The following is a 26,962-nucleotide window of genomic DNA, read 5'->3' as shown; positions in this document are numbered from 1 at the left end:
TTCATAAAAAGTGTGATGGATGTTTAATTTTACGATCCGCCTCGCATCATGAGGCATTATCCCTCGATGGGATCGACATCCAGCACCCATTTAACCTTACGTGCATCGGGTAACGTATTGATCAGCGCCAGCGTGCCGCTGATGATATGTTGCAGGCGAATTCGCGACGGGTGCTGCAATAAAATTTGCCAGCGATAGCGACCGCCGCGTTTGGGCGCCAGGGCGGGAACCGGGCCGAGCACCCAGAGCTTGTCATCGGCCAGCGGACTGGCCTGAATCAGATTTCGCAACTGTTGTAAGAACATTGGCGCATGCTGGTTGTTGTGATCTTCTGCCCGCACGATCACATGGCTGGTCCAGGGGGGAAGCTGGAGCGTTTGTCGCTCGGCCAGCGCCTGCTCGGCAAATGCGTCATAACCTTTATACAGCAAGGTTTGCAGCAGCGGATGTTCAGGATGGTGCGTTTGCAGCACGACTTCGCCTTGTTTCCCGGCGCGTCCTGCTCGCCCGGAAACCTGGGTGTAGAGCTGGGCGAAGCGTTCTGCTGACCGGAAATCTGCAGAGAATAGCGCGCCGTCGACGTCCAGCAGCGCCACCAGGGTGACGTCCGGGAAGTGGTGGCCTTTGGCCAGCATTTGCGTTCCGATCAGAATTCGCGCGCCGCCGCGATGCACTTCCGCCAGATGCTGCTCCAGCGACCCTTTACGGCTGGTGGTGTCGCGATCGATGCGTGAGATTGGCACGCCGGGGAAAAAAGGTGCCAGAGCCTGCTCAAGCTGTTCGGTGCCGAGTCCAACCGGAACCATATGCGTCGAGCCGCAGGAAGGACACTGGCGCGGTATCGGGCGCTGGCTGTCGCAGTGGTGACAGCGTAAATGGTGCTGTGCCTGATGTAGCGTGTAGTAGTGATCGCAACGCGGACATTCGGCAATCCAGCCGCAGTCGTGGCACAGCAGCGCAGGCGCAAAACCCCGGCGGTTCAAAAACAGGATCACCTGGTTATTCGCCTGCAGGTGCTGACGCATACGGGTGATAAGCGCAGGGGCGAGTCCGGCCTGCACCTGCTGACCTTTGAGATCCAGCACGTGCTGAGTGGCAGGGCGCGCATTTCCGGCGCGTCGCGTCAGGCGCAGCATACGATATTTGTTCTGCCGCACATTACACAGCGTTTCCAGCGCTGGGGTGGCTGAGCCGAGAATAATCGGGATCTGCTCGCTGTGGGCACGGTAAACCGCCAGGTCGCGCGCATGATAGCGCCAGCCTTCCTGCTGTTTATAAGAGCTGTCGTGCTCTTCGTCGATGACAATTACGCCAAGATTTTTAAACGGCGTAAACAGCGACGAGCGCGTGCCGATAACTATCGCCGCTTCGCCATTTTTGGCTTTCAGCCAGGCTGAAAGGCGTTCGCTGTCGTTCAAGCCAGAGTGCAGGACTTCGACCGGCGCATGGAAGCGTTCGCGAAAACGAGCAATAGTTTGCGGCGTCAGGCCAATCTCCGGCACCATCACCAGCGCCTGTTTGCCCTGGGCAAGAACATTTTCCAGAACGCTTAGATAGACCTCTGTTTTGCCTGAGCCCGTCACGCCCGCTAATAGCCATGCGCTAAAACTGTCCGATGCGCTGTGAATCGCCCCGACGGCGGTGGCCTGCTCGGTGTTCAGTCGCAGACGCTCACCGGAAACCGCGTAGTTTGTTCGCCAGTCACTAAAGCCAGGCGTTTCGCTCACCAGCTCGCACAGCCCTTTTTTCCGCAGCGCTTGTAATGCGGCGTCATTAAATTCCAGTTCAGCCACCTGGTCGCGCCAGATTTTTCCCTGGCGTAGCGCAGCCAGCGCCTGCTGCTGCTTGGGAGAGCGCTTCAGGCTGTTGAGATCGGTAACCTGACCTTCTTCAGTGGCAAACCAGTACCACATGGGCGCGTTTGTCGCCGGGCGCCCCTGGCGCAGTAAAATTGGCAGGGCATGAAACAGCACGTCGCCAATAGGATGATGGTAATAATCAGCCGCCCACAACAGCAGACGCCAGACGGAGGTCGAATAAACCGGTTCGCTGTCCAGCACTTCGAGAACGGCTTTCAATTCGCTCCGCGGCAGTTCGCTGTGCTCGCTGACGGACAGAACGATACCCACGCGCTCCTGTTGCTTGCCAAAGGGCACGCGTACACGACATCCGGCTTTGGCGCTCATGCCTTCCGGCAGGAGGTAGTCAAAGGTACGAGGAAGCGGAACGGGTAAGGCAACGTGCGCAACGGGCATTGAATCATCCTGACTTGAAATCTGGCGGGTTAGTATACACATTAGTGAAGGGTAGAATGCGGATCAGTTTGCATGAGCAGGTTAATTTCTGTATGATTCGCCGCCTTTGATGCAAATTGATTGCGTCAAATACTGACCATTACCCGAGAGTTTCGCGCGGCTGGAAGGCGGCAAGCGAGCGAATCTCTGGGAGCATAGTGAACTATGTGACCAGAGTGAGTGAACGCAGGCAACGCATCAGCAGTGTGAAAGGTGACGGGGAATAATTAACATCGCGTGGTGTCTGGCGTTAGGGCTGGAAGAGCGACGCGGCCTTAAACCGAGGTTTTCCCATGAAAAAAGATATTCACCCGAAATACGAAGAAATTACTGCAAACTGCTCTTGCGGTAACGTCATGAAAATCCGCTCTACCGTCGGTCACGATCTGAACCTGGACGTGTGCGGTCAGTGCCACCCGTTCTATACTGGCAAGCAGCGTGATGTTGCTACCGGTGGCCGTGTTGATCGCTTCAACAAGCGTTTCAGCATCCCAGGCAGCAAGTAAGTTTCAGCTGTCAGAAAAAAGCGCCTATGGCGCTTTTTTTGTTTCTGTGCATGCAGACTGAAATTCGTATTGATGTATTGAATGATGTCTTTTCTTTAATAAATAAAACAGTGTTTTTATTTTTACGATAAAATGTTTCAACTGGTGATCTGAATCCTTTTCATCTTCTGATTTTTGCCACTTATGCCAGTTTTTGGCAAAATACCAAAGGTTTCTTCCTTCTTTCTAAAATACACTTTCGTGGAAATATAAAATTATTCTTATTCCTTCATCGTTCCCTCATTTATTGATGGGACGAGATGGACAATTTCCTTGATATAGTGTGAAGAGGGATGGTCATGAAATTTAAATCCGCGTTATTACTGATTCCATTATTCTCTGCGGCCGCGCATGCGGGTTATGTTGATTATCGACATGAATATTATGACGATGGTCGCAATTACGACCGTGTTTATATGTCTCACCGTTTTGCTACGGGTTTTGGTGTGGCAGTGGAAGCCATTTCACGTTCCGAAGATACGCAATCTAATGATGCGTGGAATAATATGGAAAGTAATGGCAATGAGTATACGGCAAGCTACCAGTTCACCTGGCAAGGTCTTATCTGGCAGCCGGGCATTGCGATCGAAACGGGCGATAATATCGCGATATATAAGCCTTATATTCGCGTACAGTATAATATCAATGACAACTGGTGGACCGCGTTCCGCTATCGCCAGGAGTACATGCGCAGAAACTCCGACGGCAAAGATGACCGCATGGTCTATCGTCCGGAAGCATGGCTCGGTTACAACATCCATGACTGGATGTTTGAGCTAAATGGCATTTATAAAATTGCCGATAGCGAAGATTTATATAACAACCGAAAAGACGATTACGAATATAACTTCCGGGTGGCGTATAAAATAGGCTCATGGGTTCCATTTGTTGAGGTTGGTAACGTTTCCTCGGGCTATAACACTACCACCACGGACGATCGTCAGACCCGTTATCGCGTTGGTCTCGGTTATAACTTCTGACCATCAATACGCTTCTTATCGATTTATTACATTGAGCATCGGTATATACGCATAACTTGCGTGAATAATGTGTCTAAGGAGTTAACATCATGTCTAATGATGGAACTATGATCGGAAGTAATCAAAATATTACCGTCAGACCTTTCGGGTTAAGAGATAAATTCGGTTATTTATGTGGCGACCTCGGAACCTGTTTTATTCTTGGACTGGTAAATAGTTTTTTAATGATTTATTACACCAACGTCCTTGGTATTTCCGGCGTCATTGTTGGTTCACTCTATTTTGTGACCAAACTCTTTGATGCGTTTGTCGACGTTGGTGTAGGGCGCTTATGTGATACCTCTAAACTGACGGTTCATGGGCGTTTTAATCCATGGGTGCGGCGGATGAAGTATCCGTTCTGCATCATTGCGGTCGTCCTGTTCCTGCCGTTTGTGCATGATTTTTCTTATACGGCGAAAATTATCTACATCTGCTGTTCCTATTTTATTTACGGTTCGCTGTTATCGACGGTGAGTATTCCGTATGGCGCCATGTCTGCAGCTATTAGCTCGAACCCGGAGGATCGCGTATCGCTGTCAACCTGGCGCAGCGTTGGGTCTGCCATCGGCGGCGGGACAACCGGATTTTTTATTCCAATCCTGATGTACACCACCCTGGTGGACGGAAGCCAGGTGATTTCCGGGCAGCATTTCTTCTGGATTGCTATTGGTTGTTCAGTGCTGGGCTTTATCTTTTTAACGTTGACCTGTCAGTTAACGACGGAACGCGTGCGGGTGGAAAGAAAAGAGAGCATGCCTGTTTCTGTGCTGCTAAAGGGGCTGTTACGCAATAAGGCGCTGATTGTTTTAGTGGTTGTGGATCTACTGATCGTGATTAATCAGGGGTTGTCTGGTACCAACATGACTTACCTGTTTAACGACTATTTTCATAACAAAGAGGCTATGTCCGTTGCCTTGCTTTTCACCTTTGGCTCTCTGGTTTTGCTGGCGCCATCGGCATCCTGGCTCACAAGACGCTTTGGTAAGAAAGAAGCCAGCGTCGGCGCGTTGCTCTTTGCGGTAGCCATGTATCTGCTGATGTACTTCACCCACATTACCGACGCGAAGGTCTATTTGGTGTTCCTGTTCCTGGCAACGCTGGGGGCCGGATTATTCAATCTGATGATTTGGGCGTTTATGACTGATGTTTGTGATTATCACCAGTATGTCACCGGCGATCGTGAAGATGGAACCGTCTATGGCGTGAACTTCTTTGCCCGTAAAGTTGGTCAGGCGTGCGCAGGGGCTATTGGCGGCTTTATGCTGGCCATCATTGGATATCAATCTTCGTCAACGGGCGGCGCGGTGCAAACCAGCATCGTTCAGGAAAACATCTATACGATGGCGAATCTCTTACCGGCTTTATGTTTGTTTTTGGCGGCGGTCATTCTGATTTATTTCTATCCGTTGAACCGTAAAGAAACGCTCAAAATGGAAGAGACTTTGAATAAGCTCAATGGTATCAGTAAGTAACATAGTGAGAAGCGGCGGGAGTGATCCCGCCTTTTCTCATCTGTCTTCAACAATCAGTATTCCCACGTTTCTGGGTTGATACCCAGTTCACGCATGATTACCTTTGCTTCTTCCGGGATTTCATCGCTGCGCTCTTTACGCAGGTCGTCATCGTTGGGTAAGGGTTGCCCGGTAAAAGCATGCAAAAACGCTTCACACAGCAGTTCGCTGTTAGTGGCGTGACGCAGGTTGTTAACCTGACGACGCGTGCGTTCATCGGTAAGGATTTTTAACACCTTCAGAGGAATGGAAACCGTAATTTTTTTGACTTGCTCACTCTTCTTACCGTGCTCAGCGTATGGGCTGATATATTCGCCGCTCCATTCAGCCATGAGATACCTAATCCTCTTTGTCATTAATATTGAGGCCAGAACCTGAGCCCAGACCATAATTGCGCGTAGTTTATCGTAGTGGCGTGGCCCTGACACGAAGTAAGCCGACGCAGATGTACGCTAATGCATATAATTTTAACGGCTATTTCCAGTTTGCTCAATCTATACGCAAAGAAGTTTAGATGTCCAGATGTATTGACGGCTATCACAACTATGATTACTCTGGTGTCTGACTTTTCACCGACTCAGCCAGGATCTCCTCAATATGACGCGTAAACAGGCCACCATCGCAGTGCGTAGCGGATTAAATGACGACGAACAGTACGGTTGCGTTGTCCCGCCGATTCACCTCTCCAGCACCTATAACTTTACCGGTTTTAATGAGCCTCGCGCCCATGACTATTCGCGCCGCGGCAACCCAACGCGTGATGTCGTTCAGCGTGCGCTGGCGGAACTGGAAGGTGGTGCGGGGGCTGTACTGACCAATACCGGCATGTCGGCGATTCATCTGGTGACCACGGTATTCCTCAAGCCAGGCGATCTGCTGGTTGCACCGCACGACTGCTACGGTGGGAGCTATCGTCTGTTTGACAGCCTGGCAAAGCGTGGCTGTTATCGCGTCCTGTTTGTCGATCAAGGCGATGAGCAGGCGTTGCAAGCGGCACTGGCGGAAAAACCGAAGCTAGTGCTGGTAGAAAGCCCAAGCAACCCGCTGCTGCGCGTGGTGGATATTGCGAAAATCTGCCAGCTGGCGCGTGAAGCTGGCGCGGTCAGCGTTGTCGACAACACTTTTTTAAGCCCGGCCCTGCAAAATCCTCTGGCATTAGGCGCCGATCTGGTGTTGCATTCATGCACGAAATATTTAAATGGTCACTCCGACGTGGTGGCCGGTGTAGTGATAGCAAAAGATCCGGAAACGGTCACTGAACTGGCATGGTGGGCGAATAATATTGGTGTGACCGGCGGCGCGTTTGATAGTTATCTGCTGTTGCGCGGCCTGCGTACTCTGTCACCTCGCATGGAGGTGGCGCAACGTAATGCTCAGGCGATTGTGGATTATCTGCAAACTCAGCCGTTGGTGAAAAAATTGTATCACCCGTCATTGCCGGATAATCAGGGCCATGAGATTGCCGCGCGTCAGCAAAAAGGCTTTGGCGCGATGTTGAGTTTTGAGCTGGATGGCGATGAGCAAACGCTGCGCCGCTTCCTCAGTGGGTTGTCATTGTTTACGCTGGCGGAATCGTTAGGGGGCGTTGAAAGTCTGATCTCCCACGCCGCAACCATGACACACGCGGGTATGGCGCCAGAAGCGCGTGCTGCTGCCGGAATTTCGGAAACGCTGCTGCGTATCTCCACCGGTATTGAAGATGGCGAAGATTTAATTGCCGACCTGGAAAATGGCTTCCGGGCTGCAAACAAGGGGTAAACATGAGTGTGATTGCGCAGGCAGGGGCGAAGGGTCGTCAACTGCACAAATTTGGTGGTAGTAGTCTGGCTGATGTGAAATGTTATCTGCGTGTCGCAGGCATTATGGCGGAATACTCGCAGCCTGATGACATGATGGTTGTTTCAGCCGCAGGCAGTACCACTAACCAGTTGATTAGTTGGCTGAAGTTAAGCCAGACAGATCGTCTTTCTGCGCATCAGGTTCAACAGGCGTTACGTCGCTATCAAAGTGAGCTAATCAGCGGTTTGTTACCTCCCGAGGTGGCGGATGGACTGATCGCCGCGTTTATTCACGATCTGGAACGCCTGGCCGGGTTGCTCGACAGCGGTGTGAACGATGCCGTCTATGCCGAAGTCGTCGGGCATGGCGAGGTGTGGTCGGCGCGTTTGATGTCGGCCGTCCTTAACCAACAGGGGCTGGAGTCAGCCTGGCTGGATGCGCGCGATTTTTTGCGCGCTGAGCGCGGCGCTCAGCCGCAGGTAGATGAAGGTCTTTCTTACCCACTGCTGCAGCAACTGCTGGCGCAGCATCCGGGTAAACGTCTGGTCGTTACCGGCTTTATTAGCCGCAGCAACGGCGGCGAAACGGTGCTGCTGGGACGTAACGGCTCCGACTACTCGGCGACGCAGGTTGGCGCGCTGGCGGGCGTTTCCCGCGTAACTATCTGGAGTGATGTTGCCGGGGTATACAGCGCGGATCCGCGTAAAGTAAAAGATGCCTGTCTGCTGCCGCTGCTGCGTCTGGATGAAGCCAGCGAATTGGCGCGTCTGGCGGCGCCGGTTCTCCATGCCCGTACCCTACAGCCGGTTTCCGGCAGTGATATCGATCTCCAGTTGCGTTGTAGCTATACGCCGGAGCAAGGTTCAACGCGTATTGAACGCGTCCTGGCTTCTGGTACCGGGGCGCGTATTGTGACCAGCCATGACGACGTGTGCCTGATTGAGTTCCAGGTACCTGCCAGCCAGGACTTTAAACTGGCCTACAAAGAGATTGATCAGATTTTAAAACGCACTCAGGTGCGTCCGCTGGCGGTGGGTGTGCATCCTGACCGCCAACTGCTGCAATTTTGCTACACCTCAGAAGTCGCTGACGGCGCACTGAAAATTCTGGATGAAGCTGGCCTGCCGGGCGAGCTGCGTCTGCGCCAGGGGTTGGCGTTAGTGGCGATGGTCGGGGCCGGCGTCACCCGTAACCCGCTGCACTGCCATCGTTTCTGGCAACAGTTGAAAGGTCAGCCGGTCGAATTCACCTGGCAGTCGGAAGAGGGCATCAGCCTGGTCGCGGTACTGCGCACCGGCCCGACGGAGAGCCTGATTCAGGGTCTGCATCAGTCTATCTTCCGCGCGGAAAAACGCATTGGTCTGGTGCTGTTCGGCAAAGGCAACATTGGCTCGCGCTGGCTGGAGCTGTTTGCTCGTGAGCAGAGCACGCTCTCGGCGCGTACCGGATTAGAATTCGTACTGGCGGGTGTGGTTGATAGCCGTCGTAGCCTGCTGAATTACGAAGGGCTGGATGCCAGTCGCGCGTTGGCCTTCTTTGATGACGAGGCGGTAGAACAGGATGAAGAGTCGTTGTTCCTGTGGATGCGCGCCCACCCGTATGATGATTTAGTGGTGCTGGACGTTACAGCCAGCGAGCAGTTAGCGGATCAGTATCTGGATTTCGCCAGCCATGGCTTCCACGTCATCAGCGCCAATAAACTGGCAGGGGCGAGCAACAGTAATAATTACCGTCAGATCCATGACGCCTTTGAAAAGACCGGTCGCCACTGGCTGTATAACGCTACCGTAGGCGCGGGCTTGCCGATCAATCATACCGTACGCGATCTGATTGATAGCGGGGATACCATTCTGTCGATCAGCGGGATCTTCTCCGGCACGTTGTCGTGGTTGTTCCTGCAATTTGATGGCACGGTCCCATTCACCGATCTGGTGGATCAGGCGTGGCAACAGGGTCTGACTGAACCTGACCCGCGCGTGGATCTTTCAGGTAAAGATGTGATGCGTAAACTGGTGATTCTGGCGCGTGAAGCGGGTTACGACATCGAACCGGATCAGGTACGGGTAGAGTCGCTGGTGCCTGCGCACTGTGAAGAAGGCTCTATTGACCATTTCTTTGAAAATGGCGATGAGCTGAACGAGCAAATGGTGCAACGCCTGGAAGCGGCGCGTGAAATGGGGCTGGTGCTGCGCTATGTGGCGCGTTTTGATGCTAACGGTAAAGCACGCGTTGGCGTAGAAGCGGTACGTCCTGAACACCCGCTGGCGGCGCTGCTGCCGTGCGATAACGTTTTTGCTATTGAAAGCCGCTGGTATCGCGATAACCCGCTGGTGATCCGTGGACCGGGCGCAGGTCGTGACGTCACCGCCGGAGCTATTCAGTCAGACATCAACCGTCTGGCGCAGCTGCTGTAGTTTTTGTTGCCGGGTGGCGCTGCGCTTATCCGGCCTACGATTCGTGTGTAATGTAGGCCGGTAAGATGTGTAAGCTTCGCCATTTGGTATTGACTGGATGTTGTATTAATCCCCCCCTCTGTTAACAGACACACCATTTTACGCGTGTTGCCTTGTTGCCAAAAATATCGATAACCAGTTGCGCAATTGTTCATCGTTAAACAGTGGGGAAAAGCTCCCACATGCCCTTCAGCAATTGATAGTGAACAGTGATGTCATCCTGTTACCAACGATTTTTAATAGTCGTTGGTTTTGGCCCGCAACTATCACCGATGGATGTGAGTCTTCTCACATAAAAAAACCTTTCAGAACGTAACGTAGCGATTCTTTATATGACTGAAAGGGATTGATTATGAAGTTAAAAATGCTTGCTGTCGGTGTTCTGGTCTCTTTGCCGCTCTGGGCGAGTGCCAAAGATGTCACGATTATTTATACCAACGATCTTCATGCCCATGTCGAACCTTATAAAGTGCCCTGGATTGCCAATGGCACACGTGATATTGGCGGTTGGGCCAATATCACGACAATGGTAAAACAGGAGAAAGCGAAAAATAGCGCCACCTGGTTTTTGGATGCTGGCGACTATTTTACCGGGCCATATATCAGCAGCCTGACTAAGGGGAAGGCGATTATCGATATCATGAACACCATGAATTTTGACGCTGTCACCATGGGTAATCATGAATTCGATCACGGTTGGGACAATACGCTGCTGCAGCTGAGCCAGGCGAAGTTTCCGATCGTGCAGGGCAACATCTTTTACCAGAACAGCAGCAAAATGTTCTGGGATAAGCCTTACACCATTATTGAAAAAGATGGTGTGAAGATTGGCGTGATCGGTCTGCACGGCGTGTTTGCTTTTGATGATACGGTTTCCGCTGCGACACGTGTCGGGATCGAGGCGCGGGATGAAGTGAAGTGGTTGCAACGCTATATCGATGAGCTGAAAGGCAAAGTCGATCTCACCGTGGCGTTGATCCATGAAGGCACGCCAGCGCGTCAGTCCAGTCTGGGGGGCACCGATGTACGCCGTGCGCTGGATAAAGACATCCAGACCGCAGGCCAGGTGCAGGGGCTGGACATCCTGATCACCGGTCATGCGCATGTGGGCACGCCGGAGCCGATTAAAGTAGGTAACACCCTGATTCTGTCTACTGATAGCGGCGGCATTGATGTGGGTAAACTGGTGCTGGATTACCAGCAAAAACCGCATCAATTTACCGTGAAGAACTTCGAGCTGAAGACCATTTTTGCTGATGAATGGCAGCCAGACCCGCAAACGAAACAGGTCATTGATGGCTGGAATAAAAAGCTCGATAAAGTGGTGCAGCAGACGGTTGCCAACTCGCCGGTTGAGCTGACGCGTGCTTACGGTGAATCTTCTTCGCTGGGAAATCTGGCGGCAGATGCGTTGCTGGCTGCGGCGGGTAAAGATACCCAGTTAGCGCTTACGAACTCGGGCGGCATTCGGAATGAAATCCCTGCAGGATCCATCTCCATGGGCGCAGTCATTAGCACCTTCCCGTTCCCGAATGAGCTGGCAACCATGGATCTCACCGGGAAGCAGTTACGTAACCTGATGGAGCACGGCGCGGGTTTAAGCAACGGTGTATTGCAGGTGTCCAAAGGGCTGGAGATGAAGTATGACAGCAGTAAACCGGTTGGTCAGCGGGTTAGCGTATTGACGTTAAACGGCAAACCGATTGAGGATGCCACGATTTATCACATTGCCACCAATAGCTTCCTGGCGGACGGTGGTGATGGTTTCACGACATTTACTGAAGGTAAAGCGCGTAACACATCCGGCGGTTACTATGTCTCTAATGCGGTCGTTGATTATTTCAAAGCGGGAAATACGCTGACGGATGAGCAACTCAAAGGCATGCGTGTGGAAGATGTGAAACCGTAGTGAGGTCAGGCCAGCAGATATTCCGCTGGCCTTTGTTTTAACCTCTGTAGGAGGCAAACACCTCTTTTGCAGCGAACAAACCGTTGAGTGCCGCAGGGAAGCCAGCATAGACGGCCATCTGCATTATCACTTCAACGATCTCATCCTGCGTTAAACCCACGTGTAATGCCGCGCCAATATGCACTTTCAACTGCGGTGCAGCGTTGCCCAGAGCCGTTAATGCCGCGACGGTAGCGATTTCTCTACTGCGTAAATCCAGCCCCGGCCTTGAATAGATGTCGCCAAAAGGAAATTCAATCAGGTACTGGGCGAAGTCTGGCGCAATATCCTGCAGACTTTCGACGACCGCATCGCCCCCTTTACCATCCACTTTTTGCAACATTTCCTGACCGGTAATAAAGCGTTCTGAAGGCATCATTTCTTCCTCTTTCGTGTGGTCTGTGGCGTGAGGATAGAGCGTGCGGAATGATTGGGATAATACCGTTTCCGTGATACCTTTTCGGTATGACAACATCGTCTTTGCACTCTCTGGATATTCGCCTGCTGCGTTACTTTTCCGTAGTAGCGGAAGAGAACAATATGAGCCGGGCGGCGCAGCGCTTGTTTATGTCGCAGCCGCCGCTGAGTCGCCACATTCGCCAGCTTGAAGAACGCCTGGGGGTGACGCTTTTTGTCCGTCATACCCGGGGGCTTACGCTGACGGAGGACGGGCAGCGCGTACTTGAAATCGTACGCCCGCTATTGGCGCTACAGGATAAAACCTGGGCGACGCTGAGTCAGTTAGCGAAAACGGGGGAGCAATCTCTGCGCTTAGGACTAAGTACGGCGTTTGAGCAGGGCGTTTTTGCGGCGCTTGAGTCGCAGCTTAATATGCGCGTACAGAAGCTACATATTGTCCGGCATAGTTCGCCGGAACTGGCCCGCCAGGTGCGGCGGGGAAAACTGGATGCCGCGCTGGTGGCACTACCGCTTGAAACTTCGGGGCTTAGCGTCACGCCGCTTGGCTGGCAAGAATCGATGATCGCCGCTTTACCCGCGCTCTGGCCAGAGGCGGCGCTGTCGTCACTCTCATTAACCGCGCTGAGCCACCGACCGCTGTTCTGGTTCAAACGCGAACGTAACCCTGCCTTCTTTGATTACGCCCGACATATTTTTCGTCGTGCGGGTTACTTGCCTGCCTGTATTGAAGAGCCACTTGAACATGACGTATTGCTGGCGCGGATCGCGCAGGGTGACGGTCTGAGCCTGATTCCAGCCTCCTTTTGTGCGATCCAGCGTCAGGGCGTGATCTTCCTTCCGCTTACCGATACAGAATTGCGTATTAGCATGGGGTTGCTGATGCTGCCTGAGAACGTAACAAAATTAGGATGGCTGCAGACGGTCGTGACGCAATCCCTCATCATTTCAGGCTGATGTGAATTTTTTTCACATTGGCTGAGTATTCCTCACCTTTAACGATGATTTTTGTGTTGACGCCAGCGTGCTTTTCCGTCATTTTTACATCTAGACGTCTAAACGTATAGCAGTTCACAACACAACATATAACGACAAAAGATTGATGAGGTAAGGTATGAGCTTTTTTCACGCCAACCAGCGGGAAGCCCTGAATCAGAGCCTGGCGGAAGTACAGGGTCAGATTAACGTTTCGTTTGAGTTTTTCCCGCCGCGCACCAGTGAAATGGAGCAAACCCTGTGGAACTCCATCGATCGCCTGAGCAGCCTGAAGCCGAAGTTTGTTTCAGTCACTTACGGTGCAAACTCTGGTGAACGCGACCGTACGCACAGCATTATTAAAGGTATTAAGGATCGCACGGGTCTTGAAGCGGCCCCGCACCTGACCTGTATTGATGCGACCCGCGATGAGCTGCGCACCATTGCTCAGGACTACTGGAATAACGGTATTCGTCATATTGTTGCCCTGCGCGGTGATCTGCCGCCGGGAAGCGGTAAACCAGATATGTATGCCTCTGACCTGGTGACTTTGCTGAAAGAGGTTGCGGACTTTGATATCTCCGTTGCGGCTTACCCGGAAGTGCACCCGGAAGCGAAGAGCGCTCAGGCCGATCTGCTGAACCTGAAGCGTAAGGTTGATGCCGGTGCGAACCGCGCGATCACCCAATTTTTCTTCGATGTAGAAAGCTATCTGCGTTTTCGCGATCGCTGCGTGTCTGCGGGAATCGATGTGGAAATTATTCCGGGTATCCTGCCGGTATCTAACTTTAAACAGGCGAAAAAATTTGCCGACATGACCAACGTCCGCATTCCGGCGTGGATGTCGACCATGTTTGATGGCCTTGATGACGATGCGGAAACCCGCAAGCTGGTGGGGGCAAACATCGCCATGGACATGGTGAAAATTCTCAGTCGCGAAGGGGTGAAAGATTTTCATTTCTATACCCTTAATCGCGCTGAAATGAGCTACGCAATTTGTCACACGCTGGGAGTAAGACCAGCATAATCAGTACGTCAGCCCTCTTCGGAGGGTTTTTTGTTGATCACTTTGATCTACATCTCTGTAACTTTAAATATAAAAGGAATTAGCTATCGAATCTGTGGGTTTTTTCGACTATATCTTATCTCTGGTGGTGTATATCGTAGTCAGAACACTGTAAAGGGAGCATATAGATGAGCATGTCCGACGATAGCCAGAACGCATCAACTGCCGGTAAGTGTCCTTTCCATCAGGGCGGGCCGGATCACAGCGCGGGTGCAGGAAGAAATAACCGCGACTGGTGGCCTAATCAACTCCGCGTTGATCTTTTAAACCAACATTCCAATCGTTCGAACCCGCTGGGTGAGGACTTCGACTACCGCAAAGAATTTAGCAAACTTGATTACTCTGCCCTGAAAGGGGATCTCAGAGCCCTTCTGTCCGAATCTCAACCGTGGTGGCCTGCTGACTGGGGCTCTTATGCCGGTTTGTTTATCCGCATGGCATGGCACGGTGCTGGGACCTATCGCTCCATCGATGGACGCGGTGGCGCGGGTCGCGGACAGCAGCGTTTTGCACCACTGAACTCCTGGCCAGACAACGTCAGCCTGGATAAAGCGCGTCGTCTGCTGTGGCCAATCAAGCAGAAATATGGTCAGAAAATTTCCTGGGCCGACCTGTTTATCCTCGCGGGTAACGTGGCGCTGGAAAACTCAGGTTTTCGCACCTTCGGCTTTGGCGCCGGTCGTGAAGATGTCTGGGAACCGGACCTCGATGTAAACTGGGGTGATGAAAAAGCCTGGCTGACCCACCGTCATCCGGAAGAGCTGGCAAAAGCGCCGTTGGGCGCAACCGAAATGGGCCTTATCTATGTGAACCCGGAAGGGCCGGACCATAGCGGCGAACCGCTTTCTGCGGCAGCGGCTATTCGCGCGACCTTCGGTAACATGGGGATGAACGACGAAGAAACCGTGGCGCTGATTGGCGGCGGCCATACGTTGGGCAAAACCCACGGCGCAGCACCGGCATCGCACGTTGGGGCAGATCCAGAATCCGCGCCGATTGAAGCGCAGGGCCTGGGCTGGGCCAGCAGCTACGGTAGCGGCGCGGGCGCAGACGCAATTACTTCCGGTCTGGAAGTTGTGTGGACGCAGACGCCTACCCAATGGAGCAACTATTTCTTCGAGAACCTGTTCAAATATGAGTGGGTGCAAACTCGCAGCCCGGCAGGTGCGATTCAGTTTGAAGCGGTTGACGCGCCAGAAATTATTCCCGATCCGTTTGATCCGTCGAAAAAACGTAAGCCGACAATGTTGGTTACCGACCTGACGCTGCGTTTCGATCCTGAGTTCGAAAAGATCTCCCGACGTTTCCTGAACGATCCGCAGGCGTTTAACGAAGCGTTTGCCCGTGCGTGGTTTAAACTGACGCACCGTGATATGGGGCCAAAAGCGCGTTACATCGGACCGGAAGTGCCAAAAGAAGATCTGATTTGGCAAGACCCGCTGCCGCATGCGTTCTTCAACCCAAGTGAAGAAGATATCCTGAAATTGAAGGCGACCATCGCTGCTTCCGGGTTGTCCGTGGGCGAACTGGTATCGGTGGCGTGGGCTTCGGCATCGACTTTCCGCGGTGGGGATAAACGTGGCGGCGCTAACGGCGCACGTCTGGCGCTGGATCCACAGCGCGGCTGGGATGTGAATGCCACCGCGGCACGCGTTCTGCCTGTGCTGGAAGGTATTTATAAGTCTGCCCATACCGCTTCGTTAGCCGATATTATCGTGCTGGCCGGGGTTGTTGGTATAGAGCAAGCGGCTAGCGCTGCCGGTGTCAGCATCAAGGTACCTTTTGCGCCGGGCCGCGTGGATGCGCGTCAGGATCAAACGGATATTGAGATGTTCGAACTGCTCGAGCCGATTGCCGATGGTTTCCGTAACTACCGCGCTCGTCCTGACGTGTCGACCACCGAGTCGCTGCTGATCGATAAAGCGCAGCAACTGACGCTAACCGCACCGGAAATGACCGTGCTGGTGGGTGGTATGCGCGTACTGGGCACCAACTTCGATGGCAGCCAGCACGGTGTCTTTACCGATCGTCCAGGCGTACTCAGCACTGACTTCTTCGTCAATTTGCTGGATATGCGTCATGAGTGGAAGGCGGTTGATGAGTCACAAGAGCTGTTTGAAGGTCGTGACCGTCTGAGCGGTGAAGTAAAATACACCGCAACCCGCGCCGATCTGGTGTTTGGTTCTAACTCTGTACTGCGCGCAGTGGCTGAAGTTTATGCCTGCAGCGATGCCCACGAGAAGTTCGTGAGAGATTTCGTTGCCGCATGGGTGAAAGTGATGAACCTGGATCGTTTCGACCTGCTGTAACAGACGATGCCGGATGTCGCTTGCGCGGGTCCGGTATGGCATGAATAAAAAAATCCCCGCCTTTGCGGGGATTTTCTATTTGCAGCTTATTCCCACTCTTGCAGGTAACGTTGACCGTATTGGTCAGCCACCAGCAGGGCGGCATACACCTGGTCCGGCGTTGCGCCGCCAGGCATGTTGTGGATGGTTTCGCCTTCGGCGCAGGCTGCTTCAGCCACAATGCGCATTTTCGCCGGGATATCCTGTTTGATATCCAGTTGCGCCAGGGTAATCGGCAGGCCAACGGAATGACACAGTGCCGCGACGGTTTCAATTTCATCAACCGGCGCGTTTTCCAGCACCAGCTGCGTCAGCGTACCGAAAGCTACTTTCTCGCCGTGATAGTAGTGATGCGCATCCGGGATTGCCGTCAGACCGTTATGAATGGCGTGAGCCGCTGCCAGACCACCGCTTTCGAAACCGACACCGCTCAGATAGGTATTGGCTTCAATAACGCGCTCCAGCGCAGGCGTTACCACGTGCTGCTCGGCTGCCAGCATCGCTTTTTCACCTTCTTCGATCAGCGTATTAAAGCACAGTTCAGCCAGCGCCAGCGCCGCCTGGGTACACTGGCCGCCAGCCATGGTGGTTGCGCCGCTGCGTGAACAGGCACGCGCTTCGAACCAGGTCGCCAGCGCATCGCCAATACCTGCGGCTAACAGACGCGCCGGTGCGCCTGCGACAATTTTGGTATCAACAATCACCCTGTCCGGGTTGTTCGGCAGCAGCAGATAGCGATCGAATTCACCCGCATCGGTGTAAATGACGGACAGCGCGCTGCATGGCGCATCGGTGGAGGCAATAGTTGGCGCAATGGCGACAGGCACGCCCATAAAGTGCGCCAGCGCTTTGGCGGTATCCAGCGTTTTACCGCCGCCAATACCAAGTACGGCGCCACACTGCGCTTTCTCCGCCACGCCGCGCAGACGATCGATCTCGTTTTGTGAACACTCGCCGCCAAACGGTGCAATTTCCAGCGCCAGTCCGGCATCCTGGAAGCTTTTTTCCAGCGCGCTCTGGGCAAAGCCTAAGACAAACTTGTCCCCAACGACCAGCCAGCGCTCTGCCAGTGGTTTGAGGTAGCTGCCAAGACGGGTAATAACATCAGCACCCTGGATGTACTTACCAGGTGATTGAATAATGCGATCCATACTTTATTTCCCTCACAGGTTGATGTGACCAAATGCGTTGTTCCAGTCCTGCTCAAACTTCTCTATTGCTGACTCTACCGCAGGAGTATTGAGCATTTGTTGCGCTACATCTAATGGCAGGGTGATTGCTTCGCATCCTGCCAGTAAGCAATCCAGCGCCTGACGCGGGGTTTTAAAGCTGGCGGCCAATACCATGCTGTTTGGCGCATGCAGTTCCAGTAACGTTTGCAGCTCTTGTACCGTGCGAATTCCGTCGCCGCCCTGTGCGTCAATACGGTTAACGTAAGGTGCGATATACTTAGCCCCCGCCAACGCAGCCAGCAGCCCCTGAGAAGCACTGTATACGGCGGTTCCCAGCGTGGTGATACCCTCTTTTTTCAGCATTTTGATCGCGGCCAGACCTTCGGAGGTCACCGGGATTTTTACCACCAGCCCGGGGACCGCGTTGCTCAGACGTTTGGCTTCCTCCACCATGCCCTGCGCGTCGCGGCTCATGGTTTGAGCAAACAGAATGCCCTCTTCGCCAATGGCGTTTTGCAGGCGCGGCAGCACATCCCAGATGGATTCTTTGCTTGCCGCCACAATGCTTGGGTTGGTGGTGACCCCCGCAATAGGGAAGATGCGTGCCAGACGTTCAACTTCCGCGACGTTGGCGGTATCAAGGTACAGTTCCATACAAAAACACCCTCTTTAAAGTTCAAGTTCATGTTGCAGCAGGCTAGCGATAGCGTCGGAAGAGGCGGCATTAACCAGCGCGTTACGGAATTCTTCATGCATAATGCGACGTGCCAGACGCGAGAAAATACGCATATGTTGGTCGCCAGCGGCGTGTTTGTTGAGCGTCAGCATAATGATGAACTGCGCATCATCATCACCCCAACGTACCGGCGCTTGCAGGCGCGCTACGCTGATGGTGGATTGCTCAATATGTTCGGACTTGCTGTGCGGAATGGCGAAGCTAAAACCTAATCCAGTAGAAAAGACCGCTTCGCGTGCCCACAGATCGGCCTCCAGTTTACGTGGATAGCGGCAGCGGCCTGCCAACAACAGATTGTCAGTCATCCCTTTGATGGCCTCCTCTTTACTACGCCAGTCGCTATCCAGCGTGATGCACTCGGCGGTAACCAGAGGTGTATCCTGTTGGGTCATGCGGAACTGGGCCAGCAGATGTTCTACCTCCAGCGAAGTTCGACAGGCCATTGCTTGGTTCAGCAACTGACGGCAGGCGCGGCTGTCGAGCTGCGCCATTCGTGCTTTAGCGGCGGGAATGGCGGGGGCGCTCATGCTGATCTCGTCCAGACCCAGTCCCACCAGCAGCGGCAGGACCGAACCTTTGGCGCCCAGTTCGCCGCACAGGCCAATCCATTTTCCCTGACGATGTACCGCCTGCACGGCGTAATCCAGTGCGCGCAGGAAGGCAGGGTTCAGGCTGTTGTAGTGGCGGGTAACTTTGGCGTTGTCGCGGTCGACCGCCAGCAGATATTGCGTCAGGTCATTGCTGCCAATACTAAAGAAATCAATTTCTTCACAGCATTGATCGATGATGAACATCACCGACGGAACCTCCAGCATAATACCGAGCTGGATCTTCTCATCAAATGGGATGTGTTCACTGCGCAACTGCTGTTTGGCTTCAGCCAGCTTCTCTTTGACCCATAGGATCTCTTCCATAGAGGAGATCATTGGGATCATGATTTTCAGGTTACCGTGTGCTGATGCGCGCAGGATCGAGCGCAACTGGGTGGTAAACAATGCAGCGTATTCTTCATAGATACGCACCGCGCGATAGCCGAGAAACGGGTTGGCTTCGGCAGGAATATTCAGGTAATCAACGGGTTTATCACCGCCGATATCCATGGTGCGCACAATAATGCTGCGTCCCTGTGCAGGCTCCAGCGCCTGGCAGAAAATGTTGTATAGCTCGTTCTCATCCGGGGCGCTGGTACGATCCATATACAGCATTTCCGTACGGAACAGGCCAACTGCTTCCGCGCCGTTGCCAAAAGCTGCCTGCGCTTCCACGGAATGGGCGATGTTGGCGGCCACTTCCATGCGGATGCCATCAGCCGTACGCGCCTCCTGGGTCAGCCAGATACGTTGCTGTTCTCGAAGGGCATCCTGAATACGGGCTTCCTGCTGATAGTAACGCACCACGGATTCCTCAGGGGCAACGACGACCGCTCCTGCGTTACCATCGATATAAATCGTTTGCTGCAGCCATGGCATCAAAGATTCAATATCCACGCCAACCAACGTAGGGATGTTAAATGATCGGGCGAGAATCACCGTGTGTGAAGTGGTGCCGCCGCTTTTTAACAGCAGGCCTTTCAGCAGTGTTTTGTCGAGTTCAAGGAACTGGCTCGGTGTTAGCTCATCCGCCATACAGACCGTAGGCTGGGTTAATTTTCCAGGCGCAGGGAAACGCTGCTCCCCATAAATTTGCTGCAGAAGCTGGAAGCAGACATCGCGTACATCCAGCGCGCGTTCCTGTAAATAGCTGCTACTGGAACGGGCGAATTCATCACAAAAATGTCTGGCACTTTCGATAATCGCCTGGGCGCAGCTTAACCCGCGTGATACGCCGGCGAGCAGGTGCTGACGCAGTGAGAGGTCGCTTGCCAGCGAGCGGTGTGCTTCCAGAATCGCACTGGTCGCGCCGTCACTATCGAGTAACCGAAATTCAATATTCTTCACCAGCAGCGTTAAACCGTTATCCAGTGCCGCCTGCTCGGTTTCAATATCTTTAGCGGACGGGAGATTGTTAAGCGCGTTGAGATCCAGCGAAGAGAGCAAGTTCAGAACGCCTCCCGAACTGCCGCTGCAGACAGTACGAGCGCGGAAAAGCTGGGGATTGAGATTGGTGAGGGATGCCGGAAGTGGCTCCAGTTCGTTGTTTTTGGCTTCCGCTAACGGTGCATCACAGTGCGGAAACTCATTACGTAACCATTGGCTCAAATGCTGGTGGGCTGCCTGTTCATCTGTACCAGAAATCAGCAACTGACAGCTATCTCCCACCAGAGTATCGGTGCCAATCAGCGACAGCGCACTCTTGGCGTTGCCCTTACGTTCGGTACGCAGGTTATGCCATTCAATGTGCGAGGTAAATGTGTTGCACTGCGTTTCTATGTGGCTTGCCGGACGCGCATGTACGCCATTGGGCAGCTCACAGGTAAATTCCACAATCAGGGCCATAGCCTCATCTCCCATAACGATTTCTCGCTACAGGATAAAAGGGCAACGCCTGAGCCTGCCATGTGACAAATCTGCCAAAAACTGGATAAATGTAATGTAACCATCAAAGTGAGATATCCCTCACAAGTCAGCATATCCCTTATAAATTCCGAGAGTCTGCAAGTTATGAGGCGGATCGCATTTTTGTACTGACATTACAAAAGTCCAGCAAATGGCCTTTTTATCCACTGTTTGCGTCGCGTCGGATTGCCTATTGTTTTCCGCAACAAGTTTATGGATATGGGCTTTAGGCAGCCCGGGAGCGACTTATGAAAGAGTTGGTACAAATCCTGAAAAATACCCGTCAGCACCTGATGACCGGTGTTTCGCATATGATCCCCTTCGTCGTAGCGGGCGGTATTTTGCTTGCTGTCTCCGTCATGCTGTATGGCAAGGGTGCGGTACCGGATGCTGCGACCGATCCTAATCTCAAAAAGCTGTTTGATATTGGCGTCGCTGGGTTGACGCTGATGGTGCCATTCCTTGCCGCTTACATTGGTTATTCCATTGCTGAACGTTCTGCTCTGGCCCCTTGTGCGATTGGTGCATGGGTGGGAAACAGCTTCGGCGCAGGTTTTTTCGGCGCATTAATTGCCGGGATCATTGGCGGTATCGTCGTCCATTATCTGAAGAAGATCCCCGTACATAAGGTGTTGCGCTCGGTAATGCCTATTTTCGTTATTCCGATCGTCGGCACTTTTATCACCGCAGGCATCATGATGTGGGGGCTGGGTGAACCCGTCGGCGCGTTAACCACTAGCCTGACCGAGTGGCTGCAGGGTATGCAGCAGGGCAGTATCGTACTGCTGGCGGTAATCATGGGACTGATGTTGGCCTTCGATATGGGAGGACCGATTAACAAAGTTGCCTACGCCTTCATGCTGATTTGTGTGGCGCAGGGGGTTTATACCGTAGTGGCAATTGCGGCGGTAGGGATCTGCGTGCCGCCGCTGGGTTTAGGTTTGGCGACGCTGATTGGTCGTAAGAATTTCTCTTCTGAAGAACGCGAAGCCGGTAAAGCTGCGCTGGTAATGGGCTGCGTTGGCGTAACTGAAGGCGCAATTCCGTTTGCTGCGGCCGATCCGCTGCGCGTTATCCCATCAATTATGGTTGGTTCCGCCTGTGGCACGGTAACCGCCGCCCTGTTTGGCGCGCAGTGTTATGCCGGCTGGGGCGGGCTGATTGTTCTACCCGTTGTGGAAGGAAAACTGGGTTATATCGCGGCGGTTGCCGTTGGCGCTGTAGTGACCGCAGTGTGCGTTAACGTACTGAAAAGTCTGGCGCGGAAAAAAGTGTCTCAGGTCGACCAGAAAGAAGACGACCTGGATTTAGATTTTGAAATGAATTAAGTGAGGAATGAGTCATGACCAAGATTATCGCAGTAACCGCATGTCCTTCTGGCGTTGCCCACACCTATATGGCAGCCGAAGCGCTGGAAAGCGCCGCTAAAGCCAAAGGCTGGCAAGTAAAGGTTGAGACTCAGGGGTCGATCGGTCTGGAAAACGAACTTACCGCGGCGGATGTGGCGGAAGCCGACATGGTCATTCTGACCAAGGATATTGGTATCAAGTTTGAAGAGCGCTTTGCGGGCAAAACTATCGTTCGCGTCAACATCAGCGATGCGGTGAAACGTGCTGACGCCATCATGAACAAGATTGGCGCGCACCTTGCGCAAACCGCTTAACTTTTCATTTTTAGAGCCAGCTTCATCAGGCGTTATCGTTGCAGGCAGTTTGAACACGGACAGCGCGCAGGAACCCAAGCGTACACACAGTACGTGAAGGGTGCGAGCACTGCCCTGGTTCAAAATGACAAATAAGATAGCCTGATGGACAGGTTCCAGGGAGTTCCTCATGACTAACCGTATCCAACGTTTAAAAAACGCTCTGTTTCAGAACAACCGTGAAATTTCGCTTGAGCGCGCGCTGCTATACACAGCCAGTCACCAGCAGACGGAGGGAGAGCCGGTAATTCTGCGTCGGGCGAAAGCCACCGCATATATTCTTGAGCACGTTGAGATTTCGATTCGTGATGAGGAACTGATTGCCGGGAACCGTACCGTTAAACCGCGTGCGGGCATTATGTCGCCGGAAATGGATCCTTACTGGTTACTTAAAGAGCTGGAGCAGTTTCCAACCCGTCCGCAGGACCGTTTTGACATCAGCGAAGAGGATAAGCATCTCTATCGCGATGTGCTGTATCCGTACTGGGAAACGCGGTCGATGAAAGATTTCATCAACGGTCAGATGACCGATGAGGTAAAAGCCGCCGTCAGTACACAGATTTTTAGCATTAACCAGACTGACAAAGGTCAGGGACATATCATTATTGATTATCCACGCCTGTTGAATCACGGGCTTGACGAGCTGGTAGCGCAGATGCGGGCGCATTGTCTGCAGCAGCCGGATAATCACTTTTATCAGGCTGCGCTGCTGCTGCTTGAGGCTTCGCAAAACCATATTCTGCGTTACGCGATGTTGGCAGAGAAGATGGCGGGAAGCTGCCTGGATGCGCGTCGGCGCCAGGAATTACTGAAGATTGCTGAAAACTCCCGGCATAACGCCCAGCACAAGCCGCAAACCTTCTGGCAGGCATGTCAGCTGTTCTGGTACATGAACATTATTCTGCAATATGAATCCAACGCCAGTTCGCTCTCGCTGGGACGCTTCGACCAGTATATGCTGCCGTTTTATCAGGCCTCGCTGACGCAGGGGGAAGACCCGGCATTCTTACAAGAGATCCTCGAATCACTGTGGGTGAAATGTAATGACATTGTGCTGCTGCGATCCACCAGCAGTGCGCGCTATTTCGCTGGTTTCCCAACGGGCTACACCGCACTGCTCGGGGGATTGATGGAGAATGGTCGTAGTGCGGTAAACGTACTGTCGTTCCTCTGCCTTGATGCGTATCAGAGCGTGCAACTGCCGCAACCAAACCTCGGTGTGCGCACGAACGCGTTGATCGATACGCCGTTCCTGATGAAAACTGCACAGACAATTCGCCTCGGGACCGGTATCCCGCAAATCTTTAATGATGAAGTGGTGGTGCCCGCGTTTCTTAACCGTGGTGTCTCGCTGGAGGATGCGCGGGACTACGCGGTAGTTGGTTGTGTCGAGCTGTCTATTCCAGGCAGAACATACGGTTTGCACGATATCGCCATGTTTAATCTGCTGAAAGTAATGGAAATCTGTCTGCATGAGAATGAAGGCAACCGCACGCTGACTTACGAAGACCTCCTGACGCATATTCGTGCCAAAATCAGCCACTACATCACGCTGATGGTTGAGGGCAGTAATATCTGCGATATCGGTCATCGCGACTGGGCGCCGGTGCCGCTGCTCTCCTCGTTTATTAGCGATTGTCTGGATAAAGGGTGTGATATTACCGACGGTGGTGCACGCTATAACTTCTCCGGCGTACAGGGGATCGGCATTGCGAACCTGAGCGATTCGCTGCATGCGCTCAATGGGTTGGTATTTGAACAACAGCGCTTATCTTTTAACGAGCTTCTGTCGGTGCTAAAAGACAACTTTGCTACCCCGGAAGGCGAGAAAATTCGCGCCAGGCTGATTAACCGATTCGAGAAATACGGCAACGATATTGATGATGTAGATAACATCAGCGCCGAACTGCTGCGTCATTACTGTAAAGAGGTAGAGAAATACCAGAATCCACGCGGCGGGCAATTTACGCCGGGTTCGTATACCGTCTCTGCGCACGTGCCGTTGGGTTCGGTCGTTGGGGCGACACCGGACGGCCGCTTCGCCGGGGAACAACTGGCGGACGGGGGCCTGTCGCCGATGCTGGGGCAGGATATGCAAGGGCCGACGGCGGTCTTGAAATCGGTCAGCAAGCTGGATAACACGCTGCTTTCCAATGGGACGTTGCTGAACGTGAAGTTTACGCCAGCCACACTGGAAGGTGAGGCCGGTTTACGCAAGCTGGCGGATTTTCTGCGAGCATTTACCCAGCTCAAGCTCCAGCACATCCAGTTTAACGTGGTGAATGCCGACACATTGCGCGAAGCGCAGCAGCGCCCGCAGGATTTCGCCGGGCTGGTGGTGCGCGTGGCGGGATACAGCGCCTTTTTTGTCGAGCTGTCGAAGGAGATCCAGGATGACATCATTCGCCGCACCGCGCATCAACTGTGAGGTTATTCACCCATATGGCGAGGATGTCGCGCGTATATTCAATATTCAGCGTTACTCGCTGAATGATGGGCAGGGTATTCGTACGGTCGTCTTTTTTAAAGGCTGCCCGCATACCTGCCCGTGGTGCGCTAACCCTGAATCACTCTCCCCACGCATAGAAACGGTGCGACGGGAGAGTAAATGTCTGCACTGCACACCCTGTCTGCGTGATGCTGACGAGTGTCCTTCCGGTGCGTTTGAACGTATTGGTCGTGATATCACGCTGGACGAGCTGGAACGTGAAGTGATGAAAGATGATATTTTCTTTCGCGCCTCTGGCGGAGGAGTGACGCTTTCTGGCGGTGAAGTGCTGATGCAAGCGCCTTTTGCCGTACGATTCCTGCAACGTCTGCGGCGCTGGGATGTGCGCTGCGCAATTGAAACGGCTGGCGATGCGCCGGGCAGCCGTTTGTTATCGCTGGCAAAAGAGTGTGATGAAGTACTGTTCGACCTTAAAATTATGGATGTAAGTTTGGCTCGTGAGACCATTAACATGAACCTGCCGCGCGTGCTGGCGAATTTTCGGCTATTGGTGGAGGAAGGGGTTAATGTCATACCCCGCCTGCCGCTGGTTCCGGGTTTTACGATGAATGCCGATAATACGCAGCATGCGTTGATGCTGTTGTCATCATTAGGCATAAAGCAGGTACACCTGCTACCGTTTCATCAATATGGCGAACCGAAATACAACCTGCTCGGATTGCCCTGGCCGATGAAAGATGTGCCCGTCCCGTCGGCTCAAGAGGTAGACACCATGCGTAAGATGGCAGAATACGCCGGATTTCAGGTAACAGTAGGAGGATAGTATGACCATCGCACCTGTACGATATCTGGTTGCTGTCACCGCGTGCGTAAGCGGCGTGGCCCATACTTATATGGCCGCTGAACGGCTGGAGAAACTCTGCCAGCAGGAAAAATGGGGCATCAAGATTGAAACTCAGGGGGCGTTGGGTACCGAAAACCGTCTGACGGAGGAGGATATTAACCGCGCTGATGTGGTGTTGCTCATTACCGATATAGAACTGGCAGGAGCAGAGCGTTTTACGCAGAGCCGATACGTCCAGTCGGGCATTAGCGCATTTCTGCGTGAGCCGCAGCGGGTGATGAGCGCTGTGCGAAAATTGCTTTCAGCGCCACAGCACACGCATCTTACTCTGGATTAGCTTTTATCTCCGTCAACTGGCTATGATATTGCCGACGATATTCTGACGGCGAGCGTTCGGTATTTTTACGAAACAGTCGGCAGAAGTAGTTGCTGTCAACAAACCCGCAGGTGTGCGCCACTTCTTTAATCTTCAGCTCATAACCTTTCAGTAACGTCTTCGCGTGTTCCAGACGTGTGTGGTTCAGGTATTCGTTAAACCCGATGGCGCCCGTTTTTTGAAACAGATGGGAGAGGTAATTGGGAGAAATGTAAAACGCCTGCGCGACGGACTCTCGGGTGAGCGGCGAAGCGTAGCGTTCATCAATATAGTCGCGAATGGCTTCGAACAGCGCCTGACTGCGTGACGCGGTCTGGATCTGGCTGCCGAGCAGATCGCGGCAGTGGCTGAGTAAACTCGCGACGATTAACCTGGCGGTTTGCTGCTCCTGTGGTTGCATCTGCATTTCATTGAGCGTTTGCAGCAGGAAAGAGCCAATGCGTGGCCCACGCCGCGCGACGTGCTGGCGGGTAACATTTTGATATTGCTTACCGTCCCACTGGACGATGCTGAAACCCAACTGCTGTTTACCGAACAGGATGCTGAGTGTGGTCACCGGTGTGCGCCACTGGGGAAAGTTCCAGCCGCCAGCCGGAACGAACAGCACATCGCAAGGCAGTAACGTCGCGGGTGCGCCTGCAACGCCGTTATCGGTGAACTCACCTTCCAGCACAATCTCCAGCCGGGGGAAATCGACCTGATATGCCAGTTCCGGCGTTGAGCTATTGGTGCTGGCAAAATACACCTGGCGCAGCGGCGTGGGGCCGTTAATCAGGCGGGAGAGAAGATGACTGACGTCGTGATACATGTTAATCCCTTGCAGGCAGCAG

The 26,962-nt window shown here is 53.2% G+C and carries 21 protein-coding genes; 14 read left to right on the top strand and 7 right to left on the bottom strand.

Annotated elements, in window-relative coordinates; genetic code table 11:
* Positions 1-56: 56 nt before the first annotated feature.
* On the bottom strand, positions 57-2,255 hold the full coding sequence (gene priA / locus OGV94_RS00300; protein WP_100193814.1) for a primosomal protein N': 2,199 nt from the start codon (positions 2,253-2,255) through the stop codon (positions 57-59).
* A 332-nt stretch (positions 2,256-2,587) separates the two neighbouring features.
* Here priA and rpmE point away from each other — a divergent pair, with 332 nt between their 5' ends.
* The 3 genes from rpmE to OGV94_RS00285 all read left to right on the top strand — a co-directional run bounded on the left by rpmE (position 2,588) and on the right by OGV94_RS00285 (position 5,333).
* The gene (gene rpmE, locus OGV94_RS00295) at positions 2,588-2,800 is read left to right on the top strand and encodes a 50S ribosomal protein L31 (protein WP_008787040.1); all 213 of its coding nucleotides are present in this window, start codon (positions 2,588-2,590) and stop codon (positions 2,798-2,800) included.
* 338 nt (positions 2,801-3,138) lie between these two features.
* Positions 3,139-3,819: an oligogalacturonate-specific porin KdgM family protein gene (locus OGV94_RS00290; RefSeq protein ID WP_043018929.1), complete on the top strand. Its 681-nt coding sequence runs from the start codon at positions 3,139-3,141 to the stop codon at positions 3,817-3,819.
* A gap of 89 nt (positions 3,820-3,908) precedes the next feature.
* On the top strand, positions 3,909-5,333 hold the full coding sequence (locus OGV94_RS00285) for an MFS transporter (RefSeq protein WP_047407403.1): 1,425 nt from the start codon (positions 3,909-3,911) through the stop codon (positions 5,331-5,333).
* A gap of 53 nt (positions 5,334-5,386) precedes the next feature.
* Here OGV94_RS00285 and metJ read toward each other — a convergent pair whose 3' ends face one another.
* Entirely contained in the window at positions 5,387-5,704 is a 318-nt protein-coding gene (gene metJ, locus OGV94_RS00280) for a met regulon transcriptional regulator MetJ (protein WP_003825168.1), read from the bottom strand.
* Between the two features lie 265 nt (positions 5,705-5,969).
* On the opposite strand from metJ, the gene metB reads away from it, so the two are divergent.
* The 3 genes from metB to OGV94_RS00265 all read left to right on the top strand — a co-directional run bounded on the left by metB (position 5,970) and on the right by OGV94_RS00265 (position 11,513).
* The gene (metB, locus tag OGV94_RS00275; RefSeq protein ID WP_047407401.1) at positions 5,970-7,130 is read left to right on the top strand and encodes a cystathionine gamma-synthase; all 1,161 of its coding nucleotides are present in this window, start codon (positions 5,970-5,972) and stop codon (positions 7,128-7,130) included.
* A 2-nt stretch (positions 7,131-7,132) separates the two neighbouring features.
* Positions 7,133-9,565 carry a bifunctional aspartate kinase/homoserine dehydrogenase II gene (gene metL / locus OGV94_RS00270; protein WP_100193815.1) on the top strand — a complete coding sequence of 811 codons (2,433 nt, stop codon included), beginning with the start codon at positions 7,133-7,135 and terminating at the stop codon, positions 9,563-9,565.
* Between the two features lie 391 nt (positions 9,566-9,956).
* Positions 9,957-11,513 carry a bifunctional metallophosphatase/5'-nucleotidase gene (locus OGV94_RS00265; protein WP_181230914.1) on the top strand — a complete coding sequence of 519 codons (1,557 nt, stop codon included), beginning with the start codon at positions 9,957-9,959 and terminating at the stop codon, positions 11,511-11,513.
* A gap of 37 nt (positions 11,514-11,550) precedes the next feature.
* Here the strand turns inward: OGV94_RS00265 and OGV94_RS00260 are convergent, their stop codons facing one another.
* The gene (locus tag OGV94_RS00260) at positions 11,551-11,928 is read right to left on the bottom strand and encodes a carboxymuconolactone decarboxylase family protein (protein ID WP_075145390.1); all 378 of its coding nucleotides are present in this window, start codon (positions 11,926-11,928) and stop codon (positions 11,551-11,553) included.
* 89 nt (positions 11,929-12,017) lie between these two features.
* On the opposite strand from OGV94_RS00260, the gene OGV94_RS00255 reads away from it, so the two are divergent.
* The 3 genes from OGV94_RS00255 (at position 12,018) to katG (ending at position 16,319) form a co-directional block, all read left to right on the top strand.
* Complete coding sequence (locus tag OGV94_RS00255; protein WP_181634174.1) at positions 12,018-12,926, top strand: LysR family transcriptional regulator; 909 nt, start codon at positions 12,018-12,020, stop codon at positions 12,924-12,926.
* A 157-nt stretch (positions 12,927-13,083) separates the two neighbouring features.
* Positions 13,084-13,971 carry a methylenetetrahydrofolate reductase gene (metF, locus tag OGV94_RS00250; RefSeq protein ID WP_043018935.1) on the top strand — a complete coding sequence of 296 codons (888 nt, stop codon included), beginning with the start codon at positions 13,084-13,086 and terminating at the stop codon, positions 13,969-13,971.
* Positions 13,972-14,138: 167 nt separating this feature from the next.
* Complete coding sequence (katG, locus tag OGV94_RS00245; protein ID WP_043018936.1) at positions 14,139-16,319, top strand: catalase/peroxidase HPI; 2,181 nt, start codon at positions 14,139-14,141, stop codon at positions 16,317-16,319.
* Positions 16,320-16,405: 86 nt separating this feature from the next.
* Here katG and gldA read toward each other — a convergent pair whose 3' ends face one another.
* Genes gldA through ptsP form a run of 3 tightly spaced genes read right to left on the bottom strand, consistent with a single transcriptional unit; the run spans position 16,406 to position 20,701 of the window.
* Positions 16,406-17,509 (bottom strand): bifunctional L-1,2-propanediol dehydrogenase/glycerol dehydrogenase, encoded by a 1,104-nt coding sequence (gldA, locus tag OGV94_RS00240; protein WP_006686227.1) that lies wholly within the window; start codon positions 17,507-17,509, stop codon positions 16,406-16,408.
* A gap of 12 nt (positions 17,510-17,521) precedes the next feature.
* Positions 17,522-18,184, bottom strand: a complete 663-nt coding sequence (gene fsa, locus OGV94_RS00235; RefSeq protein ID WP_003825157.1) for a fructose-6-phosphate aldolase — start codon at positions 18,182-18,184, stop codon at positions 17,522-17,524.
* A 15-nt stretch (positions 18,185-18,199) separates the two neighbouring features.
* Positions 18,200-20,701: a phosphoenolpyruvate--protein phosphotransferase gene (gene ptsP / locus OGV94_RS00230; RefSeq protein ID WP_286522150.1), complete on the bottom strand. Its 2,502-nt coding sequence runs from the start codon at positions 20,699-20,701 to the stop codon at positions 18,200-18,202.
* Between the two features lie 308 nt (positions 20,702-21,009).
* Between ptsP and OGV94_RS00225 the strand changes: the two genes are divergently transcribed.
* The 5 genes from OGV94_RS00225 (at position 21,010) to OGV94_RS00205 (ending at position 26,093) form a co-directional block, all read left to right on the top strand.
* The gene (locus tag OGV94_RS00225; protein WP_003825153.1) at positions 21,010-22,089 is read left to right on the top strand and encodes a PTS fructose transporter subunit EIIC; all 1,080 of its coding nucleotides are present in this window, start codon (positions 21,010-21,012) and stop codon (positions 22,087-22,089) included.
* A 14-nt stretch (positions 22,090-22,103) separates the two neighbouring features.
* Positions 22,104-22,424 (top strand): PTS fructose-like transporter subunit IIB, encoded by a 321-nt coding sequence (locus tag OGV94_RS00220; protein WP_003825151.1) that lies wholly within the window; start codon positions 22,104-22,106, stop codon positions 22,422-22,424.
* Between the two features lie 169 nt (positions 22,425-22,593).
* The gene (locus OGV94_RS00215; protein WP_286522121.1) at positions 22,594-24,891 is read left to right on the top strand and encodes a formate C-acetyltransferase; all 2,298 of its coding nucleotides are present in this window, start codon (positions 22,594-22,596) and stop codon (positions 24,889-24,891) included.
* Positions 24,857-25,735, top strand: coding sequence for a [formate-C-acetyltransferase]-activating enzyme (locus OGV94_RS00210; protein WP_199995157.1), 879 nt, complete (start codon positions 24,857-24,859; stop codon positions 25,733-25,735). The genes OGV94_RS00215 and OGV94_RS00210 overlap by 35 nt, the downstream gene beginning before the upstream one ends.
* A gap of 1 nt (position 25,736) precedes the next feature.
* Positions 25,737-26,093: a PTS fructose-like transporter subunit IIB gene (locus OGV94_RS00205; protein WP_043018942.1), complete on the top strand. Its 357-nt coding sequence runs from the start codon at positions 25,737-25,739 to the stop codon at positions 26,091-26,093.
* Here the strand turns inward: OGV94_RS00205 and OGV94_RS00200 are convergent.
* The gene (locus OGV94_RS00200; RefSeq protein WP_286522118.1) at positions 26,080-26,940 is read right to left on the bottom strand and encodes a helix-turn-helix transcriptional regulator; all 861 of its coding nucleotides are present in this window, start codon (positions 26,938-26,940) and stop codon (positions 26,080-26,082) included. The two genes, OGV94_RS00205 and OGV94_RS00200, sit on opposite strands and share 14 nt — an antisense overlap.
* Between the last annotated feature and the right edge of the window lie 22 nt (positions 26,941-26,962).

Source organism: Citrobacter sp. Ce006 (assembly GCF_030336535.1).
GTDB classification, from domain to species: Bacteria; Pseudomonadota; Gammaproteobacteria; order Enterobacterales; family Enterobacteriaceae; genus Citrobacter; species Citrobacter europaeus.
Note: the sequence above shows the minus strand (reverse complement) of the source record. Positions and strands in the feature narration are given on the sequence as shown.

Excerpts from the sequence above, each read along its gene's own strand:
- priA (WP_100193814.1), bottom strand. The coding sequence starts at position 2,255 with ATGCCCGTTGCGCACGTTGCCTTACCCGTTCCGCTTCCTCGTACCTTT.
- rpmE (WP_008787040.1), top strand. The coding sequence starts at position 2,588 with ATGAAAAAAGATATTCACCCGAAATACGAAGAAATTACTGCAAACTGC.
- OGV94_RS00290 (WP_043018929.1), top strand. The coding sequence starts at position 3,139 with ATGAAATTTAAATCCGCGTTATTACTGATTCCATTATTCTCTGCGGCC.
- OGV94_RS00285 (WP_047407403.1), top strand. The coding sequence starts at position 3,909 with ATGTCTAATGATGGAACTATGATCGGAAGTAATCAAAATATTACCGTC.
- metJ (WP_003825168.1), bottom strand. The coding sequence starts at position 5,704 with ATGGCTGAATGGAGCGGCGAATATATCAGCCCATACGCTGAGCACGGT.
- metB (WP_047407401.1), top strand. The coding sequence starts at position 5,970 with ATGACGCGTAAACAGGCCACCATCGCAGTGCGTAGCGGATTAAATGAC.
- metL (WP_100193815.1), top strand. The coding sequence starts at position 7,133 with ATGAGTGTGATTGCGCAGGCAGGGGCGAAGGGTCGTCAACTGCACAAA.
- OGV94_RS00265 (WP_181230914.1), top strand. The coding sequence starts at position 9,957 with ATGAAGTTAAAAATGCTTGCTGTCGGTGTTCTGGTCTCTTTGCCGCTC.
- OGV94_RS00260 (WP_075145390.1), bottom strand. The coding sequence starts at position 11,928 with ATGCCTTCAGAACGCTTTATTACCGGTCAGGAAATGTTGCAAAAAGTG.
- OGV94_RS00255 (WP_181634174.1), top strand. The coding sequence starts at position 12,018 with ATGACAACATCGTCTTTGCACTCTCTGGATATTCGCCTGCTGCGTTAC.
- metF (WP_043018935.1), top strand. The coding sequence starts at position 13,084 with ATGAGCTTTTTTCACGCCAACCAGCGGGAAGCCCTGAATCAGAGCCTG.
- katG (WP_043018936.1), top strand. The coding sequence starts at position 14,139 with ATGAGCATGTCCGACGATAGCCAGAACGCATCAACTGCCGGTAAGTGT.
- gldA (WP_006686227.1), bottom strand. The coding sequence starts at position 17,509 with ATGGATCGCATTATTCAATCACCTGGTAAGTACATCCAGGGTGCTGAT.
- fsa (WP_003825157.1), bottom strand. The coding sequence starts at position 18,184 with ATGGAACTGTACCTTGATACCGCCAACGTCGCGGAAGTTGAACGTCTG.
- ptsP (WP_286522150.1), bottom strand. The coding sequence starts at position 20,701 with ATGGCCCTGATTGTGGAATTTACCTGTGAGCTGCCCAATGGCGTACAT.
- OGV94_RS00225 (WP_003825153.1), top strand. The coding sequence starts at position 21,010 with ATGAAAGAGTTGGTACAAATCCTGAAAAATACCCGTCAGCACCTGATG.
- OGV94_RS00220 (WP_003825151.1), top strand. The coding sequence starts at position 22,104 with ATGACCAAGATTATCGCAGTAACCGCATGTCCTTCTGGCGTTGCCCAC.
- OGV94_RS00215 (WP_286522121.1), top strand. The coding sequence starts at position 22,594 with ATGACTAACCGTATCCAACGTTTAAAAAACGCTCTGTTTCAGAACAAC.
- OGV94_RS00210 (WP_199995157.1), top strand. The coding sequence starts at position 24,857 with ATGACATCATTCGCCGCACCGCGCATCAACTGTGAGGTTATTCACCCA.
- OGV94_RS00205 (WP_043018942.1), top strand. The coding sequence starts at position 25,737 with ATGACCATCGCACCTGTACGATATCTGGTTGCTGTCACCGCGTGCGTA.
- OGV94_RS00200 (WP_286522118.1), bottom strand. The coding sequence starts at position 26,940 with ATGTATCACGACGTCAGTCATCTTCTCTCCCGCCTGATTAACGGCCCC.